The 21,052-nt window shown below is 50.4% G+C and carries 14 protein-coding genes; 10 read left to right on the top strand and 4 right to left on the bottom strand.

Going from position 1 to position 21,052, the window contains the following annotated elements:
- Positions 1 to 46: 46 nt before the first annotated feature.
- The 8 genes from J4772_RS31540 to J4772_RS31505 all read left to right on the top strand — a co-directional run bounded on the left by J4772_RS31540 (position 47) and on the right by J4772_RS31505 (position 10,524).
- Positions 47 to 943 carry an ABC transporter permease gene (locus tag J4772_RS31540; protein ID WP_209072945.1) on the top strand — a complete coding sequence of 299 codons (897 nt, stop codon included), beginning with the start codon at positions 47 to 49 and terminating at the stop codon, positions 941 to 943.
- 10 nt (positions 944 to 953) lie between these two features.
- Complete coding sequence (locus tag J4772_RS31535; RefSeq protein ID WP_209072944.1) at positions 954 to 1,835, top strand: carbohydrate ABC transporter permease; 882 nt, start codon at positions 954 to 956, stop codon at positions 1,833 to 1,835.
- 51 nt (positions 1,836 to 1,886) lie between these two features.
- Complete coding sequence (locus J4772_RS31530; RefSeq protein ID WP_209072943.1) at positions 1,887 to 3,515, top strand: extracellular solute-binding protein; 1,629 nt, start codon at positions 1,887 to 1,889, stop codon at positions 3,513 to 3,515.
- A gap of 102 nt (positions 3,516 to 3,617) precedes the next feature.
- Positions 3,618 to 5,759 carry a helix-turn-helix domain-containing protein gene (locus J4772_RS31525; protein WP_209072942.1) on the top strand — a complete coding sequence of 714 codons (2,142 nt, stop codon included), beginning with the start codon at positions 3,618 to 3,620 and terminating at the stop codon, positions 5,757 to 5,759.
- A gap of 50 nt (positions 5,760 to 5,809) precedes the next feature.
- Positions 5,810 to 7,813, top strand: coding sequence for a hypothetical protein (locus J4772_RS31520; protein ID WP_209072941.1), 2,004 nt, complete (start codon positions 5,810 to 5,812; stop codon positions 7,811 to 7,813).
- A 62-nt stretch (positions 7,814 to 7,875) separates the two neighbouring features.
- Entirely contained in the window at positions 7,876 to 8,913 is a 1,038-nt protein-coding gene (locus tag J4772_RS31515) for a phosphotriesterase family protein (RefSeq protein ID WP_247741249.1), read from the top strand.
- A 20-nt stretch (positions 8,914 to 8,933) separates the two neighbouring features.
- A complete protein-coding gene (locus J4772_RS31510) occupies positions 8,934 to 10,118 on the top strand; it encodes a M24 family metallopeptidase (RefSeq protein WP_209072939.1) in 1,185 nt (394 codons plus the stop codon).
- Positions 10,119 to 10,146: 28 nt separating this feature from the next.
- On the top strand, positions 10,147 to 10,524 hold the full coding sequence (locus J4772_RS31505; protein ID WP_209072938.1) for a sensory rhodopsin transducer: 378 nt from the start codon (positions 10,147 to 10,149) through the stop codon (positions 10,522 to 10,524).
- Positions 10,525 to 10,752: 228 nt separating this feature from the next.
- Here J4772_RS31505 and J4772_RS31500 read toward each other — a convergent pair whose 3' ends face one another.
- From J4772_RS31500 to J4772_RS31485, 4 genes are all read right to left on the bottom strand, one after another.
- Complete coding sequence (locus J4772_RS31500; protein ID WP_209072937.1) at positions 10,753 to 11,583, bottom strand: hypothetical protein; 831 nt, start codon at positions 11,581 to 11,583, stop codon at positions 10,753 to 10,755.
- A complete protein-coding gene (locus J4772_RS31495) occupies positions 11,576 to 12,154 on the bottom strand; it encodes a sigma-70 family RNA polymerase sigma factor (protein ID WP_209072936.1) in 579 nt (192 codons plus the stop codon). The genes J4772_RS31500 and J4772_RS31495 overlap by 8 nt, the downstream gene beginning before the upstream one ends.
- Before the next feature lie 598 nt (positions 12,155 to 12,752).
- On the bottom strand, positions 12,753 to 13,112 hold the full coding sequence (locus J4772_RS31490; protein ID WP_209072935.1) for a hypothetical protein: 360 nt from the start codon (positions 13,110 to 13,112) through the stop codon (positions 12,753 to 12,755).
- Between the two features lie 113 nt (positions 13,113 to 13,225).
- On the bottom strand, positions 13,226 to 15,127 hold the full coding sequence (locus tag J4772_RS31485; RefSeq protein ID WP_209072934.1) for an ADP-ribosylglycohydrolase family protein: 1,902 nt from the start codon (positions 15,125 to 15,127) through the stop codon (positions 13,226 to 13,228).
- A gap of 116 nt (positions 15,128 to 15,243) precedes the next feature.
- On the opposite strand from J4772_RS31485, the gene J4772_RS31480 reads away from it, so the two are divergent.
- Together J4772_RS31480 and J4772_RS31475 are read left to right on the top strand one after the other, a co-directional pair.
- Positions 15,244 to 16,143: an AraC family transcriptional regulator gene (locus J4772_RS31480; protein WP_209072933.1), complete on the top strand. Its 900-nt coding sequence runs from the start codon at positions 15,244 to 15,246 to the stop codon at positions 16,141 to 16,143.
- Positions 16,144 to 16,335: 192 nt separating this feature from the next.
- Entirely contained in the window at positions 16,336 to 21,000 is a 4,665-nt protein-coding gene (locus J4772_RS31475) for a glycoside hydrolase family 71/99 protein (RefSeq protein WP_209072932.1), read from the top strand.
- The last annotated feature ends 52 nt before the right edge of the window (positions 21,001 to 21,052 follow it).

Genomic DNA, 21,052 nt, shown 5'->3' with positions numbered 1-21,052 from the left:
AATCACATGAAGCGCATACATCGAGGGGAGATACGATTATACGAACATGACAAGAATAAGAAGGATCAAACACTGGGATCTGTACCTGCTGCTCCTGCCAACGGTCGTTTATTATGCATTGTTGGAGTACGTTCCGATGTACGGGCTGCAAATCGCATTTAAGGATTTCAAGGTTGCGCTCGGATTCGCCGGCAGCGAATGGGTGGGGCTGAAGTACTTCGAACGTTTCTTCGATTTTTATTTATTTTGGGACATTCTGAAAAATACGGTTTTGTTGAGCTTGTACGAATTGAGCACCTTTCCAATCGCGGTCCTTATGGCGCTGCTGCTTAACCAGCTTGTAAGCCATAAATTCAAGCGAATCGTGCAGACGGTAACGTATGCGCCCTATTTTATTTCGACCGTCGTTCTGGCCGGTATGCTGAACTTGTTCCTTTCGCCGGGCAGCGGGCTAGTTAATCGCGTCATTACGATGCTCGGAGGAGAAGCGATTTATTTCTTCGGGGATTCGTCCTGGTTCAAGTCGATTTTTGTGTGGTCCGGCGTATGGCAGAACTTGGGGTGGGGTATGGTCATCTATCTGGCTGCCCTCACGGCGATCAGCCCCGAGCTTCATGAAGCGGCCGTCATGGACGGCGCCAGTAAATTCCGGCGGATCTGGCATATCGACCTGCCCGGCATTATGCCCACCGTAACGATTATGCTTATACTGAGCATCGGCAATATGTTCAATCTCGGGTTCGAAAAGGCATACCTGCTTCAAAATCCGTTGAACATTTCTTCCGCGGAAATTATTCAAACTTATGTATACAAGAAAGGACTTGTTGGCGGGCAATTCAGTTATGGGGCGGCCATCGGTTTTTTCAACTCCGTCATGAATTTTATTTTGCTCATCGCCGTAAATTCGATCGCACGGCGTATGAATCAAACTTCCTTGTGGTAGGGGGTGCGCCATGCAACGAAAAACATTGTCCGATCGCCTGTTCGATCTAAGCAACACCGCGTTGTTTATTGTTGTTCTAATTGTGATTCTATACCCGCTATACTTTATTCTTATTGCATCGATCAGCGATCCGGTAGCCGTCAATTCCGGCAAAGTGTGGTTCTGGCCGGCGAACGTTTCCTGGAAAGGTTATGCGGCCATCGTTAACCATCATCAGATCTGGCTCGGTTACAGCAACTCGTTGTTTTATGCCGTTCTTGGAGCGGGGATCAGCACTGCGGTCACAATTAGCGGAGGGTATGCGCTGTCTCGCAAAGACCTGTTCGGCCGGAAAGTCATCATGCTGTTCATCCTGTTTACGATGTTTTTTCAAGGGGGGCTAATTCCCACTTACATTTTGGTGAAAAACTTGGGGATGCTGGATACGATGTGGGCGATGGTCATACCTGGAGCCGTTTCCGCGTTTCAGATCGTGATCGTCCGCACGTTTTTTCAACAGACAATCCCCGACGAGCTGCTGGAAGCGTCGATGGTGGACGGCTGCAATAACTTGCGGTTTTTCTTTCGGATCGTGCTGCCGTTATCCTTGCCGATCATTGCGGTAATCGTACTGTTTAATGCGGTGGCGCAGTGGAATTCCTACTTTAAGGCGCTCGTCTATTTGAGCAGCGAAGAGCTGCAGCCGCTGCAAATTATTTTGCGCCGCATACTGATCGAGAATCAGTCAAGCGAAATGATGGGCGATTTGAATTCTGCACAAGAGAAAGCCAAGCAGGCGGAACTGGTCAAATACGGACTCGTCATCGTGGCTAGCTTGCCAATGATGGTGCTCTATCCGTTCCTGCAGAAGTATTTTGTGAAAGGTATGATGATCGGCTCTGTGAAAGGATAGCTTTTCATAGTTCCGACATTATATATATTAAACGAAAAAGGGGAAATTGATTTGAGGAAACGGGTAGGCACGGCTTTCGTACTCATGATGTCACTGATCTTGTTGGCTGCGTGCGCCTCGGGCAAGAACAATGCGAATTCGGGAGGCAGTGTTGCGAGCTCGCCGGCAACGAAGACGACAGAATCGACGGACACACCTCCAGCGGAAGGGGAATTCGCTTTTCCGCTCGCCGAGCAAGCGAATTTGAACATCCTGGCCTTTAAAGCAAGCGCAAGCAAAATTATGGATTATAACGAGTATGAACTGTTCAAGCGGCTGGAAGAGGAAACAAACGTCCATATCAACTGGACGCTTGTCGACGAATCGACCAAGATGGAAAAGCTGAATCTCGTGTTCGCAAGCGGGGATTACCCCGACGCCGTATACGGAGCGATGCCAAGCGGAATCGATCTGACGAATTGGGCGAACCAAGGCATATTGCTCCCGCTTAACGATTTGATCGATCAGTATGCGCCAAACCTGAAAGCGATATTCGAGAAACATCCAGAGTACAAGGCGGCCATTACGCATTCGGACGGCAAAATTTATGCGCTTCCGAAAGTGGTGGATGCTCCGTTCTATCAAGCGCCGGATACGATGTGGATCAACAAGAAATGGCTGGATGCGGTAGATCTTCCCGTACCGACGACGACGGACGAGCTGTACGAAGCGCTGAAAGCGTTTAAGGGCAAAGATTTGAATGGCAACGGCAAACAGGACGAAATTCCGATGAGCTTCATGTACAATTCCAACTGGATCGGCGGCAATGCCTTGTCGGGTTCCTTTGGAATCATGGACCACGAGGGCAATCATTCGTATATCCTGGACGGAAAGCTGCTGTATGCCCCTCAGCAGGAAGGATATAAGGAATACGTGCAATTTATGAACAAATTGTACAGCGAAGGCTTGCTTGACAAAGAGTTGTTCACGCAAACCTCCCAAGTGTACACTTCAAGGATGCAAAACGAGGTTCCCGTACTGGGTGTCGCGTCTTATCCGATCAACAGTTATTTGACGAACGGCGACGAATACGTACCGCTGCTCGGTTTAAAAGGCCCGAAGGGCGATTACGGCTGGAAGCGGGAAAACCCGGGGATTTGGGGCGGAGCGTTCCTGCTGACGACGGCGAACCAAAATCCGGAAATTACGATGAAATGGGTCGATAGCCATTACGATTTGGAGATGAGCCTGGAAATTCAGGAGGGCCCCGTCGGAATCGGCCTGAAGAAGCTGGACAACGGCAAATATGAGAGTCTTCCGCCGCCGGAAGGCATGGATAATGTCGCGTTTAGATTCAGTCTGGCGCCAGGCTTTAACGCGCCGAATATTATTCCGTCCGAGAATTATTCCGAAGGGATCTTCATCACCCCGCGCGAGACGGAGGAACTGGCCGCTTTCGAACTGAAGGAACCGCTGCTTCGCTACGGAGCGATCAATGCGCTGCTCGTCTACGATGCGGAGGACTATGAAGCGCTTGAGCAATTCAGCGACTTGAACGGCTGGAACGGCTACGTCAACACGATCTTTGCCGACTTCGTTATCAACGGGTTGACGGACGAGAAGTGGGAGAAACATCTGGGTCAGCTGAAAAAACTGAATGTAGATCAATTTCTGGAAATTCATTCGAAATATCAATTGTAATGCTATGATGACAGCAGGCGGCTTCGTATTTCTGTCTCGAGCCGCCTCCTTCCATATAGAAGGTCGAACCGCTTTCAGTCAGATGAGGGGGTTGGGGTTGTCATGAAAAAGCGGGTAAGGCTGCCTATATACATGCAGTATTTGATTTCGTACGCGATCGTTCTGCTTATACCCATTTTTATTACAAGCATGTTTATCTACAGCAGCATCCTCGATAAAGTCCGGACGCAGTCTCTGACCAACAACGAACAAATTTTGAAGCGGGTCGAAGAAGTCGTGGATACGCGCTTTAAGGAAATGATCAGCATCGCGGCGGATTTGTCGAGGAATCCGTTAGTGTCGCTGAGCCAGTATAGGAACTATTTCTACTTCTTTTCCATGCGGCACGTGATGAATTACAAAATGAGCAATACTTTTATCGACCAGGTGTTTCTATACGATCGCGAGGGAGAGTCCTTTTACTCTTCGGAAAGCATGTATTCGCTGGATATGTTTCATCAATTGTTCGCTTATCCGGAGTGGCCGGACGACCAGGTAAGAAACGAGTTCAATACGGTCGCATCCCCGGTGATCCGCAAAGCCGAGCCTCTGAACGGCGATCGGTATATTACTTATCTACGGCCGATACCCATATCGTCAAGCAAGCCGCGTGGAACTGCCGTTTATTTGATCAGGGAACAGACCTTTCGCGACCTCTTGAAAACCGTTTTGTTGTTTCAAGGAAATGAAGCGTTTATTATCGACAACAAAGGTACGGTCATAACTGGCGTTTACGGAGAGGAGCCCTTGGAACCGCCGCTCATTGCCGAATTGCTGTCCGCTGCCAAGAACAACGAGACCTTGCACGAGACGCGTTACGGCGAGCCGGTCTATGCGTCCGGGGTCCAATCCAAAACGACCGGGCTCACCTATATCGTACTTACGCCTGAGCAGGAGCTGCTTCGGGACGTCAATGAAATCAAGCAAATTGCGCTCCTATCCTATGTGATTATTTTGCTGCTCGGCAGCATCGCGATTTACGTCTTTATGCGGTTCAATTACAATCCGATCCGGCGTTTGCTTGAAGCCGCAGAGCGTTGGAACCGGCAGAACGAATTCAACGCGCCCTATGTCCGCCAGCATTTGCTGCTTGGCCTGCTGCAGGGAAGATTAACGGATACAGAGGAGTTTAACCGCCAAGGCGGTTTTGTCGGACTTAGCATGGTCCAAGAAAACTACTTTGTCGCTGTTATTCAGAATGAGAGCGGACTGGCGTCCGATTCCGTAGACCGATCCTTCTACCGGGAGCTTGAGCAAAAGGGGCATCAGGTATTTGACGTGCATACGGAGGCAGGCGTTACATTGATTGTTTCCGCAGAGGATAACCGGCTGATTCCAGAAGCCGAATTGGCCGCCCTACAGACGAGCTTAACCAGAAGCGTCAACGCGCCCGTTACAATCGGCGTCGGAACGGTTTTCAGCGAGTTAAGCCGGGTTACGCATTCTTACATTGAAGCCTCTACTGCGCTGGATCATAAATTCATATACGGCAGCGGGAAGGTGCTGTTTTTCGCCGACCTTGATCTGAAGCTGACGCAGCAGGGTTGGGACGTAAGAACGTCTGTGGAAAACCTTCTCGTCCATATGGACCGGGGAGCGGTCGAGCAAGCGATGAAGACGGTTGAGATGATCGCGTCTGAAATCAGGGAGAGAAGCAATTCGTTGTTTCAAGCCAAATCGAGCTGCATTGAAGTGATCAATACGATTCTGAAATATTTGCGCCAGCATTACAATTCGGGCTCCGGTAAAGGTTCCGTGCCGCTGCCCGATATTATCGCCTACGCCAACTTCAACTCCATTGACCGGTTGCTGGAGGAAACGGTGAAAGTTTGCATAATGGCTTGCGAGACGATCCAGACTGCTAACCGGCATCCCGATCGTTTAGGTACGGACCGCATTATGGAGTATGTTCAACAGCATTTTGACGATTACAACCTGAGCATCCAGAGCATGGCCGACGATCTAAGCTATTCGGTCTCGTATATCAGTCGGATTTTCAAAGAGGAAACGGGAAGTACGATTATGGATTATGTCAAAGAAATGCGTATCTCCAAGGCGAAGGAGCTGCTCAAGACAACCAGTATGCCGGTGCAGGATATCGTAGAAGCGGTCGGATATAAGGATGTGTCCAGTTTCATTCGCAAGTTCAAGCAAAAGCTGCAAATGACGCCCCAGGAATTTCGGAATTATTACAAAGGGAAATAAGAATAAGCCGTTGAGATGCACTCAAAATCGAATAAAGCGAGGTAAATCGCATGACCGCTTACGAAAGATGGATTTGGATCGAGCTGATCGGGTTCGACAATACGCTGGGCGATTTCGGCGTGGCGGAATATATCGAGCGGATCGGTTTTGTGCCCGACGGGATGTGTTTGCTCCTTTTTACGCCGGACTTCGTACATGCGCATGCCGGCATGGATCAAGAGTACGCCTTGCCGGTCGAAGTCTGTTCTTATAACGCCAGACCGTATGGCAGAGACCGCAATCGTCAGTCGTGGACGAATGTGCAGCTCCGGGGTCTGGTCTCGGAGCTCCGCAAATTCGGCGTACCCGTTTACTGCAGCTTCTTCGATCTATTCCATGCTCATGGCGACAGGGACGGCGAATGGTGCGGCGCGCACCCGGAGCTGTACGAGACAGGGAGAAGGGGCGAGCGATTCGGATTTATTAATCCGCTGAAGCATCTTGCGGACGGTTCGCTTTACGAGGATTTATTTATACGGGAATTGCTGATCGTCATGCAGGATTACGGCTTCGACGGTTATCATGGGGCGGATGGCTATACAAGCCCGCGCAAATGTCTCGCCGAGACGGATTATTCCGACGATATGATCGGGCAGTTCGCGCGTTACGCCGGTATATCCTTTGAAGGAGCGTTCGCCGAAGCTTGCGACGGGGATCCCGACGCGATGGAGCGACGGGCAAGCTGGATTTGGCGCAGCCGGCGGCTGGATTGGATTTCTTTTCACAGCCGGCGCTGGGCGGCATTCTGGCAAAAAATCGTCGACGCCGTGCACGGAGCGGGCAAAAAGACATTCGTCAACACGGCATGGACGCGCGAGCCGATGGAAGCGCTGTATCGCTATGGAGTCGATTATAAGCTGCTTGCCGAAACGGGGATCGACGGCTTTATCGTTGAATCCGTCGGCGCTTCGCTTTCGGCCGGGGCGGACGAAACGGAATACGAGCCGGGCACGGAGTTTATGACGATGATTATGACGATCAAGGCGTACGTGCCGGATACAAAGCTTATTTGCCTTAATGCGATTCAGGATACGAACGAGCAGTGGGATGCGCTTCGGCATGCGCCTACCGTGCTGGAGCGGGACATCTTCGCTTTTTCCAACGTTTATTTGAAGGAACCGGAAGGCATTCGCAGGGCGTCGTCCGGATTTATGGCCTGCCTCGGGGACGGCATCAGTCGCGATGGCTGGCAATGGCTGACGAGCCGCTGGCAATTGGGCTTCGACGGCCAGCCGCAAGATATCGCCGGACCTACGCTCGTCTGGTCCGACAAAGCGCTTCATCATTCGCTTGAAGATTATGTCGCTTCCCGGGAGTGGCCTGTTCACAAATGGACGAACGAGCTTATCGACCGCGGCGTTCCGCTGCACGGCGTGGTCAATGTTCGCGATCTTCCGCGGACGGAAGGGGCGATCGTGGCGACATGCGTTCACGCGCTTCCCGAAGACGAGCTGCGCGAGCTGCTTGCCTATCGTGGCGGCCGCGCCGTGCTGATCGGCCGGATGACGGAGAGGATTGTTGCGTTTGCAGCCGCAGATGGTTTGTCGCTTGCGTGCGTGATAGGCGATTATTTCTGTGCTGTGAGGGAAGCGGACGGAAGCCTGGACCACTTGGTCGCTGCGCAAAACGAAGCCGGGTGGGCGCAATGGCAGGAGAAAACCGGGGAAATTAACGATGCGATCATTTGGCTGGACCACTTGGCGTTCTCGCCGGTTCCGGACGCTTTCGTCGACAGCTGCGCGCAGATGGCTGCGAAGCACACCGGCGCGCCGCAAGCGCTGGCCAATGCCGACTATATTCGCACGATCGCGCTTGAAATGGCTCCGAACCGCTGGCTGGTGCTTATACGCAATCTGCATTTGAATTACAAAATTGCCAAGCTCGATGTCGGCCGAACCATTGCGGCTGTGCGCGTCATGACAGATTTTCCGGGCATTCCGGTGTTTCCGGACGATTCGCGGTTTCGCTTGTACGTTCCCGGACGAGGAATGGTCGTCGTCGAGCTTGAATTTTAGCCGGATTTCGATGCGATACAGCTGATATTGTCGTGGTTCAAGGAGGGGTTCGATTGGCTGTAATGACGGTAACGGGCAGCGTGGAGAAGGAGAAATTGGGCTGGGTGCTGCCTCATGAGCATGCGTTCATCGATTTGCGCGGGCTTATCCCCGCGCCTCAGGCCATTTCCGATAAGAGGTTGGCGCAAGAACGTGTAAGCTTGACTAATCTAGGTGTTCTGCACCGCAATCCGTACGCGGTGCTGGACAACGCCGTCATCGACGAAGAGGAAGTCGCGAAGGCGGAACTGACGGCGTTCAAGAAAGCGGGAGGCGGCACATTCGTCGACCTGACGCTGCGGGATATCGGACGGGATCCCGCACTGCTCGCCGGATTGTCCCAGGAAACCGGGGTGCAGATTGTCGCGGGCTGCGGGTATTACGTTCACGCTTCGCACCCGCCGGATATGGATGCGAAGACAGTCGACGACATCGCGGACGAAATATACCGCGATGTCAAATACGGCATGGAGGATACGCTCATCCGCGCAGGCGTCATAGGGGAAATCGGTACGAGCGCGGCGATTCACCCGAACGAGCGCAAGACGCTGATCGCGGCTGCGATGGTGCAACAGCAGACGGGGCTCGGTCTGCACGTCCATACGGATCTATGGGCAAGGCAAGGACTCGCTGTCATCGATATTTTGACGGAGCACGGGGCCGCGCCGGATAAAATATGCATCAACCACGTTGACGTCGACATCGTGCCTGACTATTTGAAGGCGCTGCTCGACCGGGGGGCGTATATCGAGTTCGACAACTTCGGCAAGGAGTTTTATGCGGATCGGCGGCACAAAAGCGTGCTGAAGGGGCTGTTCGCCCGGGATATCGAGCGGGTACGAACGATCGGGGCGTTGATCGACGACGGCTACTTGCGGCAAATTCTCGTGTCCAACGACGTCTGTCTGAAAATCGGGCTGCGTCGCTACGGCGGCTGGGGTTACGATCACATGCTGACGAACGTCGTGCCGATGATGGAGGACGAAGGTATTTCGTTCGAGCAGATTGGCGTATTGATGCGCGAGAACCCAGCCGTATTTATGGATAGCTCATTTGAATAGAGAGAGGGAGAACGACACAGATGAGTCGGATAGGAAACGCGGAGTTTCGAGAGAGAGCGGACAGATTAAGAAAGTTGATGGCGGATAAAGGGCTTCAGGCGTGCCTCGTCTACGGAGACGAGTACCGGAAGGAAAACTTGCGTTATATGAGCAATTACTGGCCGCTGTTCGAGCGGGGCGCGATTATCGTTCCGCTCGTCGGCGAGCCGATCGTTATCGCCGCGCCGGAGGGAGAGTTGATGTGCCGCGAGATGGCGGCTTGGCCGGATGTACGTCTGCTGCCCCAGTTCACGTGCGTTACGGTGCCGGATGAAATCCAGTATCCGCAGGCGAATTACACAAGCCTGAAGGCGATTTTCGACGAGCTGAACGCGGCCAATCCGCTGCGCGCGATCGGTATCGCGGGCATCGACGCGATGCCGGCTCCGCTGCTGAAGGCGATCGAGAGCAGCGCTAAAGACGCGGAATGGATAGACGCCGGCGGGCTGCTATTCCAGCTTCGCATGACGAAGACGACGGACGAGATCGCCTGCCTGAAGGAAGCGGCCCGCATCGCGGACGAAGGCTACAAAGCGATGATCCACAACGTCAAGCCGGGGATGACAGAGCTTGAACTAGCTTCTTATGCTTACGGGGAATGCATGAGGGCGGGGGCTGAGAACGTGCCGTTTATCGTCATGACCAGCGGCGAGCGGGTAGACACGATTATCGGCAGGCCAACGCGCAAAATCATTCGGGACGGCGACATGATTATGACTGCGATCGCTGTTCAATATGAAGGATATGTGGCGACCGTTGGTTTTCCATTCGTAGCGGGCCGGATGAGCGAGGAGCAGCGGGCCTTTATCACGCTGCTTGTCGAAGCGGAGGATATCGCGCTTTCGAAGCTTGCGCCCGGCAGGCGGATGGGCGAACTTGTCGGTGCCGTTAAATCTTATTTCGCGGACAAAGGGGTATCCGACTATGATCTCTATCCGCCGCTGCACGGCTGCGGGCTGGCGGAAGCGGAATCCCCGTACCCCGACGAAAACAGCGAAGCGGCGTTCGAAGCCGGCATGACGGTGAATACGGACATCAGCCTGTTTGGACATCCGCACGGTTCGAACCGGGTGGAAGAAAGCTTGGTCGTTACCGAGGATGGCTACGAATCGATGTCGGCGCTCGTTCGGCAGTTGAGCCGGACATGGAGGAACGCGGTGTCGTAGCGCTGCTGCCAGGGGACGGTGACCGGGAATGAGCCGACAAGGCGCGAAAAACTGGTACATTATCGACGGCTACTTGCCATACAAGGGAAAAGTGGAAGGCGATATTTTCGAAGGCCACGAGGCGGTGATGATTTTGAACTGCCAATCGGAAGACGCGGAAGTGCGCATGGATATTTTTTACGAGGAGCGCGAGCCGGACCGGGACATCCCCATTCTCGTCAAGGCGGAGCGGGTGAAATGCATTCGCATGGACCATCCGGAGGAAATCGGAGGCATTCGGCTTGAGCGCCAGCTACAGTATTCGCTGCGGTTCAGAAGCGACAAGGATGTCATCGTCCAGTATGGAAGAATGGACATCGCCCAGCCCAATTTGGCTTATATCGGCATGATCGGCTATTCGGAATAAGGAGAGGCTGTCTCATAACCAATTCAAGTTGCTCTGAAAGATAATCGATGATAAAGGTGCCAGGTGCATATACCTTCTTTTTTTACCGATCATCTCGAGCAACTCTGCTTATGGGACAGCCTCTTTGTTCTTGTATAACATTACTTCCGCTCAAAGGTGTAAGGGGGATGTCCCTCCTTGCAATAAAAAGCCGGCTATTCCCATACGGGGAACAGCCGGATGATTCTACTAGCGAGCAGGGGCCGCCGTTGCCCCCGCATGCTCTTTCACATTCTTGGCCGCTTCATCCTCGGTCAACGGCTTAACCGGCGCTCCTATGGAAAAGCTGTCGATGATTTTTCCAAGCGTAACATTGTCGAAATCCTCTTGAGCGTACAGTTCCACAGTGAAACCATGCGATTCCCACATCACAATGCCGTTAGCCTTGTACACGTTCACCCCGTCAATCAGTTCCGTTGTAACCTCGTCGGTTGTAAGAATTTCATTTTCTCCGCCTGTGGAGATTAGGAAGTTCACGCTTTGGTCGCCCGAAGCATACTGAACCTCGGCCATCGTAGTGCCGTGAAGGACGCTGTTAACATATTCGTAGCCCTCCATCCAATTCGGAGCCGGGAAGTTCAGGCCGATCGCAGCACGCGCTTCATCGACGCTTAATGAGGTTGGTGCCTGTACTTCTGTAGGTCGTCCGCTTTCCTCCTCGGCCCCGGCAGACGGACTGCTGTAGGAGTCAGGGAGCTCGCCTTCGTATTTCGTGATCGTCATATTGCCAACCTGGAATTTCGCCGCAATCGTTTGGAAGAGGTCGTGAGCGTAGGAAGTTGTCGAGAAGGCGCCTCCGAGACAAAGTACAAGGCTGGAAGCAATCAATCCTTTGCGCCATTTTGCTTGTTTCATAGAAATCCCGTCCTTATTCTGAATTTGAGGTTCCATTGTGCGGTTGTCCATTTTGTCGATCAGTCGGTTGTAAATCCGCTCTTTGATTAAAGGGCTGCCGGGATCAAAAGCTTCCAGCCGCTGAACGGTCGTATGAAATGCTGTAGGATCGTGCTTTTTATTCATTTCTGAACCCTCCCGCTTCTAAGGTTGCATGCAGTTTCCTCAGGCTTCTGTACAGAACAACGCCGATGTTGGACTCGCTGACTTCCAGGAGCTGCGCGATTTCCGAGTTTTTCAGCCCTGCCCCGTATTTCATCGCAATGATGTTGCGCTCTTTGTCGCGCAAACGGGCCAAAGCCTCGAACAATGCCCGGTTATTGTCATCGCGAATCGCCAGCTCTTCGGGAGATGGCTTGGGAAAGACTCTATCCAGAATCGAATCCAACGAGAAATGGCGGCGTTTGTTCTGCATCCGGAAATAGTCGGTTACAGCGTTGCGAACAATCGCAAACAACCATACCTCGAAGTTGCCTTTTTCGCTGGAATAGGTGTGATATTTACGTATGACCGTTTCAAAAACCTGGCTGCAAATATCCTCGGCGGCATAGTGGTTATTGATCCGATAGCAGATATAGTTGAAGACGCGTTGAAAATATCGATCGTATAGCTGTGCAAATTCCTCTTTGGATACCGTTGCCCCATACAGCGCTGTTACATAGTTGCGGCGGTCCGCCTTTCCTTGGACAACTTCCATTCGCCCACCTCCTTGGCCCCGTGTTCCCTCTTAGCGAAGCTCTACAAATTGCGCAATTTGTTTTGAAGGAATTCACATAGGTTAATACGCTAAATTATCAAAAGCATTAACAAATCGTCAAAGCGACGTATTACAAAGTGAAACAATCGATCTACGAAGAAGGGCCATACATTCATTGTTCCGAAGCTTTCGACCCTTGGGCTTTTTCTGTGGTGTTCTATGGTGTATATATGTTACTACGAATAGAACGTAGTTTGCGGTGGAGTTTGTAGTCGACATTGCTAAAATGAGGGTAATCTTTGGAGACGATGAAGTCGGGCAAGCTTTCAGATCGAGCTGACACATTGCCCGTGCATTTGTTTTGGGGACCGGAATATGCGGAAGAGTTTATCCGAAAGCAATCTCCAGTAGATGAATTAAGGTGGCTAAATGATAACTGGGCCGAGGGAGGCAAGGTTATTAATGCGTCTAACCCGAAGGTTGCTGTTTTATGGTGGAGAGGACATTCTGAACGATATTCCTCGTTATTAATTTCCTTGATATCCTCTTTACTTCTTCATAAGATTCATTTTCCAAATTCGAAAATTCCTTTGTGCAGTCATCGACTGCTGCCCTCTCCGGAGTTCCTCCCATGGATCGATAAGGCGATCATCTGCTCGATTTCGCTCGCGTAACGGCTTGGCAGACCGCTAGAGGCGATCATCTGCTCGATTTCGCTCGCGTAACGGTCTGGCAGACCGCTAGAGGCGATCATCTGCTCGATTTCGCTCGCGTAACGGTCTGGCAGACCGCTAGAGGCGATCATCTGCTCGATTTCGCTCGCATAACGGTCTGGCAGACCGCTAGAGGCGATCATCTGCTCGATTTCGCTCGCATAACGGTCTGGCAGACCGCTAGAGGCGATCACCTGCTCGATTTCGCTCGCGTAATGGCTTGGCAGACCGCTAGAGGCAGTCAATTCGAATGTCGTTACATTATCTCTAGTTATTCAAAAGAAAGATTAACCTAAGATTGAATGTGACTTTCGAGGCAAAATAAAAAAGTCTTAGGTTGACTCTTATTCATTGTCCCTTATTCGAGTAGAACAGATGGTGCATCTGCGTCGAAGTAAACTTCGATTAAGTAAAAAAACTCGCCGATCTTAGCTAAGTTCTCTGCGAGGATCGGCAGTACGAAAAGCTCGAGCGGATTTTCGTCCTTAATGATCTCGATCCGGATTTCATGGGTGCCGGCAGGCAGCATTAGTTCATGCATCTTGCTTCTCGGCGAACGGTGATAAGCAGGCATGAACTCAGTTTCTTGGTCGTCTTCGAATAAAACATTCCCGTTCAACCAGACTTTTACCGGGTTAGCAGTTCCGGCAATCAACCGGACGGCTTGTTCATTTGGATTTACAAGCTTAGAAACCGCGGTATAGGTACCGGGGGCTGTAGTATTCAAGGCTCCGGTTATGTCAATACGATCACCGGCGAAGTCGACCGTTTGAACCGATTGATTCGGGCCGGAGATTTGCCATCGGGATGCGGCCAGTAGGGTGAATTTAACGGTTTCATTCGACCATAGGGCACCATCATGGATGCGGCGGACGATTAGCGAAATCTCGTTAGTTACGGAAATGGCATCAGGTGCGCAAATCGTTTCCGTCCAAGCCAGGACGCCGCCAGGTGCGAGGGCATAGGGGCGAGTACCTATGCCGCTCCAGCTCTCAGGAAGCTGCCAATCGAGCTCCCCGTTCCATGCCTCCCGGGAATGGTTGACTAGGGTCAATGACAGTTGTTTGGTTCCGCCACGTCCGATAGAAGGGCCGTCCATGCCGTAATCGATTGTCAGTTCTACCCCTAGTCCGGCAGTCCGTGTGCCTTGAGGGAGAAGGTAACGATTAGCGGTAAACGGAGTATGCCATAGCGATGTCACCGATTCCGGTACTTTCGGGAAGGTGGATGGACGGTTAAATGAGGTAGAGGCGTCGGATCGAATTTCGATACCCGTTCCCCATGTCGCCAATATCTCGCGTCCGACCGCCATCGTGCGATGCGTAAGCTCGTCCAAATGAGCTGGAGCGGGAAAGCCTTTGATTTGCGAACTGACGACGATCTTGGCGCCTACTGGATGAACCCATCTCTCTGGAAGAAGCTCCGGTCCGAGAATCATACCCAGAATTGCACCAAGCGTCGCCGCGGTACAGTCCGTATCGTAGCCGCAGTTGACTGCCTTCAGGATACAGTCCTCGAAATCGGTTCCGTACAGCCAGCCAAGAATCGTAAAAGCAATATTTTGCGGAGCGTCCGTAAAATTGGGGTTTCCGTGATTCTCAAGAATCAGGTGGCGCGCTTCCATCCAATCCTTTCCCTCATTATGCCAGCGGAGCAAATCGCGAACGGCTTTTGCGGTCCGACACGTTGCAGGAATATGCTGTAGGCCGATGCCGATTAACCGATCCCTATCGGTTTCGAAGAAGATTGCGCTTTCAATAGAGGCGAAAAACATCTCCCCGTATACGCCTTCACCGCCGGCATGGTCGACGATTGCATCCTGATAGGCATAATAGGCAGCCACATGCGGAGCGCCGGGAGCCGCCATTGCCCATATTTCCGAGCGGATGGGTGAGCCCATACAATGAGTGAACGGATTATTGAACCACCCTGCCACGGGAGCGGTTAGACCTCTACGCAAGTTAGTTAAGGCATAGCCGTATTCGTCGAAAGGAAAGAAAACGTGTTCCACCCATTCCTGTCCTAACTCGACAGCTGTTAATCGCGCTCCGTATTGCTCTAAAGCATGAAGCCAAACGAGTTGTAAATCCAAATCGTCGTTTTCCAGCGGTCCGTCAGGTAACTTGGGATAGAACGTTAAATTGAGCAGTTCCTTGGAGCCTTCCACCGGCGCTCCGAGTGTTCCTCCTATATTTTTACCCAGCCAGCCTCCATACACCCGGCGATAGTAGTCCTGTTCATTGATAATCTTACTAGCCATGATTCAAACCCCTTCTGAGCGCTTATATTTTGTTATAATGATCATAGCAGTGAGAGAGTTGTTAAATCCATGTACAGCTTTAAGATAAGGACTATCGCAAAAATGGGAGGTAAAGCATGGAGTACTTTTTGCTACCTCGGACTTCCTCACTCGATGTTAGATGGACTGGTGTATTTGAAGCGAGAAGCGGCTTAGTGGAGAGCAGCCATCATAATCCGCATTATGAATTGATCGCGGTAGCGGAAGGGCCTGTTTATCTGCAGGTGGGGGAGCGCCAAATGGTGCTGAAATCCGGAGAAACCTTGCTGTTAAAGCCCTGGGAGCAGCATAGCAGTTTGAAGCAAACAGAGTCGGGCAGGTTTTTCTGGGTGCAGTTTTCGTCCGATCCGCCTTTGCATGAGCTGGGGAGCTCGACGAATTATAGCGAAGATCTTAATATTGTCCATGCTCTGCCCAATGAATTGCGAACCTCATCTCGCAGCGATGTCGATGGACTGCTCATTCCGAGACAATTCCAGTTGTCAAACCGATATCGGCTAATGACAGAATTCGAAAGGCTGATAGAGGAGTCCAATGAGCCGGAAGGGTATTATCGCTACCGGATGTCGCTTATCCTGGCCGGTATGCTGGGGCTTATCGCTGAAGAACTGCGGCAATCAAGCAACGAGTTCCACATTCCGGTTTCGTTTCTAACCTTTCGTAGAATCGTCAACTATCTGGACGAGACCTATACACAAAACGTCAGGAAGGAAGCGATAGAACGCAGTCTCGAACGCAAATACGAGTACATCTGCCAGGTGTTCAAGAAGTATGCGGGCATCACGATCGTAACGTATGTCCAACAGCTTCGAATCCAGCGGGCTAAATATTTGCTGTCGAACAGCGTCGCCAGCCTGCAAGAAATTGCCGCCGAAGTCGGGTTTGAAGACCCGTTCTACTTTAGCCGCGTATTCAAAAAGATCGAAGGAACATCGCCTACGGTTTACAGAGAGCGGACAGAAATAGGCCTCGAATAAATCGTTGGACTAACGTGTAACGAGCCATGAATGATCTGTATGATCGTCCACGGCTCGTTTATTTTTTAAACAAAAACGTCGAAAAAAAGTGTTGACAAACTTGCGATCAGTCAAATAATATTCAACTTGAATTCCGAAACACGAGTATCTAACTGAAATCGGAGGGGAGGAATTTGAAGTCGAGGTACGAAAATGAACAAAGCTGTACGAAATAATCTGGATTGGATGATATCAATTCATCCTGTGAAAGCCACTCCAGATGTTGTGAATACGACCCAAAATGAAAGCGTTTACAAATTAATTAAAGTCTTCTCCGAATTGGAAGTCCAATCAAAGAAAGGGGAAATTGACATGATAGAAAATAGAGTTGGCAAATGGACTCAAAGGGTATTGAGACTGGCCTGTTTTGCATTGTTCAGCAGCGTAATGATCATCATTCTACCTACAGAGCCTGCAACAGCGGCAGATACCTATGTATACAATGCAACAGTGGGAACCGACAGCTTGAATCGCAGCTTGCCTTTGAACAGCGATACGGGGGACGTCAAGGGGAATCGGTACGTCGGCATGTTCTATTTTCTGAATTCGTTCTTTGATATTGGTCCTTATGATATGGAGTTTTTATATAGAAAATATCCGGATTCCGTCTTAGACAATAGAAGACCGGAGTGGGGAGGAATAGGGACTAATCATCTATGGGGGAATCCGTTATATGGGTATTATGATCATCACGATCCTTGGGTCATACGCAAGGACCTGCAGATGCTTGGGGAGGCAGGAGTCGATTTTATCGTATTTGATACAACCAATGTACCGACATACGATACGGTGCTCAAAAATCTGCTAGACGTTATGCAGGATTTGTACGATCAAGGCGCCCCCGTTCCTAAAATCGCCTTTTATACCAATACCGATTCAGGCAGCACCATGGAGTATATTTATGACCGATATTATAAAACGGGGGCACCGGACAGACACCCGGATCTTTGGTTCAATTGGAGATCCAAGCCTATGATTGTTGGCATCTCCAGTCAGGCTTCATCGGCTGTGTCTAGTTTCTTCACGATCAAGGAAGCGCAGTGGCCGACAGAAGCGCCGAAAGACAACGGCTTTCCCTGGATTGATTTCGTAAGACCTCAGCAAGTCCATACTTATAACGGACAAAAGGAGATCATGAGCGTATCTCCCGCTCAAAATTCGGGGTCCCTTTTATTTAGCGATAATGCATTTCATGGTTTGCCTAGTACTTGGGGAAGGGGTTACCATAACGGGATGCATGACGATAGCTTGGAGGCCGTCAACTCGGGCTACAATTTTATCGAGCAGTGGAACAATGCGATCGCTCAGGATCCTCCGATGGTATTTATCACGGGATGGAATGAATGGATGGCCGGCATTTGGGATGGAATCGGAAATCGCAAGGTGAACTCGTATGATGCCGCAACGATGGCCTACAGTCGCGATCTTCAACCCATGAAGGAGGGCTTTAAAGACAATTACTATATGCTTCTTGCTAAATATATTCGAGAATATAAAGGCTTTAACGCGATGCCAACGCCAAGCGCGGATAAAACCATTACGATCAATACGGATTTCTCGCAATGGAGCGATGTTTCGCCAGCCTATAAGGACTATACGGGAGACACGGCGGCGAGAGACTACAGGGGCTATGGCGCGCTCTATTTCAAAAACAATTCCGGTCGAAACGATATCGATGTGATGAAGGTGGCCAGAGATTCGAACAACCTGTATTTCTATGTAAAATGTGTGGAGAATATTAGTTCTTATACCGATTCTTCATGGATGCGGCTATTCATCAACACGGATGGAAATCCGACAGACGGCTGGAATGGATTCGACTATGTGATTAACCGGACGGGGGTGACGGCCGGTACCACAACGCTTGAACAAAGCACGGGGGGATGGAACTGGTCCACGGTGAACGCTAATCTAAGCTATAGCATTTCCGGTAAAGAAATGATGATTCAAATACCGAGAAACGATCTGGGACTTATCGGCGATCCTGTCAATATCGCATTCAAATGGGCGGATAATATGCAGAATGACGGCGATGTGATGGATTTTTACGTGAATGGCGACACAGCGCCCGACGGAAGATTAAGCTATGCTTATTATACGGACGAGAGTGCAGTAACAACGCCGTCTCCTACCCCAGCTTCGATGCCGGGGCTCGCTCCCCTAGCCGAAAACGTCAATGTGCCTGGAACGGCAAAGTCCTGGGAATTTGTTAATCCGGCAGATCTGGAGGGCTGGAAAGTCGATACGATTAAAACGGATATGTACAATGCAAGCGCGGCTCGAACGACTGTCGCGATTGGCAGTGCGGATGTAGCGGCGGAGAAGTTCACGACAACAAGCTGGTTGAACAGAATTGAACTCTTAAGTCCGGTATATACCGGGTCCGGTACGGGTCTACGATTATCACTCTATAAATGGGATACGGACTACGGAACGACGATTAACGGAGCACCCTTCATGACGTACATCCATAACAGCGTCGGTGCCGCCAATCCGTGGATTTATGTTTGGACGCAGACGGCATTGCCTCCGGGAGATTATCTGTGGACCGTGTCGTTGAGCAGCACTCCCGTTGCTAATGCTGGAGTGATTAAAAGCGCCGGAAGTTATAGCGGAACGACATCCTATTTCAACGGCGTACCTATTGCGGATCATTATACAATGAGAATGTACGAACCTTCCATGGCTGCATTCGGGGTTACCGAGGAGCAAGCGCTTAAAGGTACGGTTTCTATGAATAATTCCTATACGGTATTGAAGAAGGATGCCGATATCGATTTAGCGGATAAAAAGGTCGTGCAGATCAGGATGAGCAACGCCACCAATGCGACAAGCGCTAAATTGTATTTTACGACCGCAGCCGATGTCACGGCCTGGAATTTTGATTCCAATCTTGAGAATTGGATTGCGAGCGCCAATGTTGGCGGATTTACATGGCAGACAGGAGGCTATATAGGCGGGAATGTAACAGGTCCGGATCCATTCCTTGTTTCGCCGGATAACCTCGGTATTGATGCAGCAAATCATACAATCATCAAAGTCAAATTGAAAAACGGGACATCTAACACGACTGGGCAAATCTACTTTACAACGACAAGCGATACAAACTGGAGTGAAGCCAAGTCTGTAACTTTCCCGATCCATGCGAATGACAGTAATTATACTGAATATTCGATTGATATGACGGAAGCAATAAACGGATTATGGTCAGGAACCATCAAAAGGATCAGGATTGATCCTAACAAAGATGTATCAAGTGGATCGTTTAGCATTGACAGTGTGACTGTAGTAAAAACAGCCTTCTCCGACACAAATTCGAAATCGTTTACAATTAACGCGAACTCGGATTATACCATTTACAATATCGATATGTCGGATGTTGCAGGATGGAGCGGAACCTTGAAGAGGATCAAGCTCGTTCCCGCGGTGAATGCTTCAAGCGGGTCGTTCGGGATCGACTATATAAGAATTTTTAACGCTCCTGCAAAGGCATGGAATTTTAATTCCACGATTGATGATTGGACAGCGTCCGGCGATATCAGCGGATTCGGTTGGCAGACAGGAGGTTATGCGGGTGGAGAGATCATAGACTCCGATCCCTACCTGTTTTCGACTGACAACTTGGGTATAGATGCGGACGACAATACCATTATTAGAATTAAAATGAAAAATGATTCCTCGAATACAACCGGGAAATTCTATTTTACGACGAACTCAGACGCATCGTGGACGGAAGCGAAATCTAAGACTTTCACGTTGACTGCGAACGACAACAAGTATACCGAATATTTCATTGATATGTCGGAGGTGCCGGGTTGGTCGGGGACGTTGAAGCAATTGAGGTTTGATCCGAATCAGGATGCTTCATCCGGTTCTTTCAGCATAGATGAAATAACTATTTCTAATGCTGCCATGTATACTCAATCCAGAAGCTTCTCATCCACGCAGGGGGTAAATGGATGGAGTTATGAGGAGTGGATTTGGGATGGAGCGACTAGAACGATAAATAACATGACATGGGATTCTACCAACAATCGGTGGATAGGGACATCGGCTGATAGCTTCGTCGGCGCAGGCATACAACAGCCCGATCTTAACAAAGAATCGGTTCAAGTCTTTACTGCTCCTGCGAGCGGCACTGTCAGAATCATGGCTAATGTGAGAAGGAGCGTCAGTAACGCGGCTTCTGACGGGGTACAGGTGAAAATCAAGAAAAACGATCAGGATTGGTGGCCGATCGGCGGAGGATTTGTGCAAGTAAGCGATATGGCCGGCATCGTTATCGATCAGATTGCTGCAGTTACTGCAGGAGATCAATTCCAGTTTGTCGTTAATTCTAAAGCTTCTTCAGCCTATGACGCGGTTTACTTTGATCCGACCATTACGTACTATGGGGGAATATGGAATTTTGATTCAACAGTCGAGAATTGGACAGCCGGAGGAAATACGAGTGGCTTCGGATGGCAAGCCGACGGATATATGGGTGGCAATGTGACGGGAACTGACCCGAATTTGACGTCTGCGGATCATCTCGGCATACGCTTAGTCGATCATCATTTTATTAAAATTAGAATGAAGAATGCAACGGCAGCTAGAACGGCTAAATTCTATTTTACGACAAATGCGGATACGACGTGGAGCGAAGCGAAATCGCAAACATTTGCTACGATAGCAAATGATCCGAACTATACCGAGTATGTCGTGGATATGTCTACCGTGCCAGGATGGACAGGGGTTTTGAAGCAATTACGATTCGATCCAGAGGATAGTGTAACCACCGGATCGTTCAGCATCGACTACATCCGATTCAAGCTCTAAGCTGTAAGGAGGCGAATTATTCGCCTCCTTATTCAAGTTTTAATCCATAGGG

Origin of the sequence: Cohnella sp. LGH (assembly GCF_017671885.1) — a bacterium.
In the GTDB taxonomy this organism is placed as follows: Bacteria; Bacillota; Bacilli; order Paenibacillales; family Paenibacillaceae; genus Cohnella; species Cohnella phaseoli.
Note: the sequence above shows the minus strand (reverse complement) of the source record. Positions and strands in the feature narration are given on the sequence as shown.

Coding starts and splice junctions, on each gene's coding strand:
- J4772_RS31535 (WP_209072944.1), top strand. CDS start 954: ATGCAACGAAAAACATTGTCCGATCGCCTGTTCGATCTAAGCAACACC.
- J4772_RS31515 (WP_247741249.1), top strand. CDS start 7,876: ATGACGGTAACGGGCAGCGTGGAGAAGGAGAAATTGGGCTGGGTGCTG.
- J4772_RS31505 (WP_209072938.1), top strand. CDS start 10,147: ATGAGCCGACAAGGCGCGAAAAACTGGTACATTATCGACGGCTACTTG.
- J4772_RS31510 (WP_209072939.1), top strand. CDS start 8,934: ATGAGTCGGATAGGAAACGCGGAGTTTCGAGAGAGAGCGGACAGATTA.
- J4772_RS31500 (WP_209072937.1), bottom strand. CDS start 11,583: ATGAATAAAAAGCACGATCCTACAGCATTTCATACGACCGTTCAGCGG.
- J4772_RS31540 (WP_209072945.1), top strand. CDS start 47: ATGACAAGAATAAGAAGGATCAAACACTGGGATCTGTACCTGCTGCTC.
- J4772_RS31475 (WP_209072932.1), top strand. CDS start 16,336: ATGAACAAAGCTGTACGAAATAATCTGGATTGGATGATATCAATTCAT.
- J4772_RS31495 (WP_209072936.1), bottom strand. CDS start 12,154: ATGGAAGTTGTCCAAGGAAAGGCGGACCGCCGCAACTATGTAACAGCG.
- J4772_RS31485 (WP_209072934.1), bottom strand. CDS start 15,127: ATGGCTAGTAAGATTATCAATGAACAGGACTACTATCGCCGGGTGTAT.
- J4772_RS31525 (WP_209072942.1), top strand. CDS start 3,618: ATGAAAAAGCGGGTAAGGCTGCCTATATACATGCAGTATTTGATTTCG.
- J4772_RS31480 (WP_209072933.1), top strand. CDS start 15,244: ATGGAGTACTTTTTGCTACCTCGGACTTCCTCACTCGATGTTAGATGG.
- J4772_RS31520 (WP_209072941.1), top strand. CDS start 5,810: ATGACCGCTTACGAAAGATGGATTTGGATCGAGCTGATCGGGTTCGAC.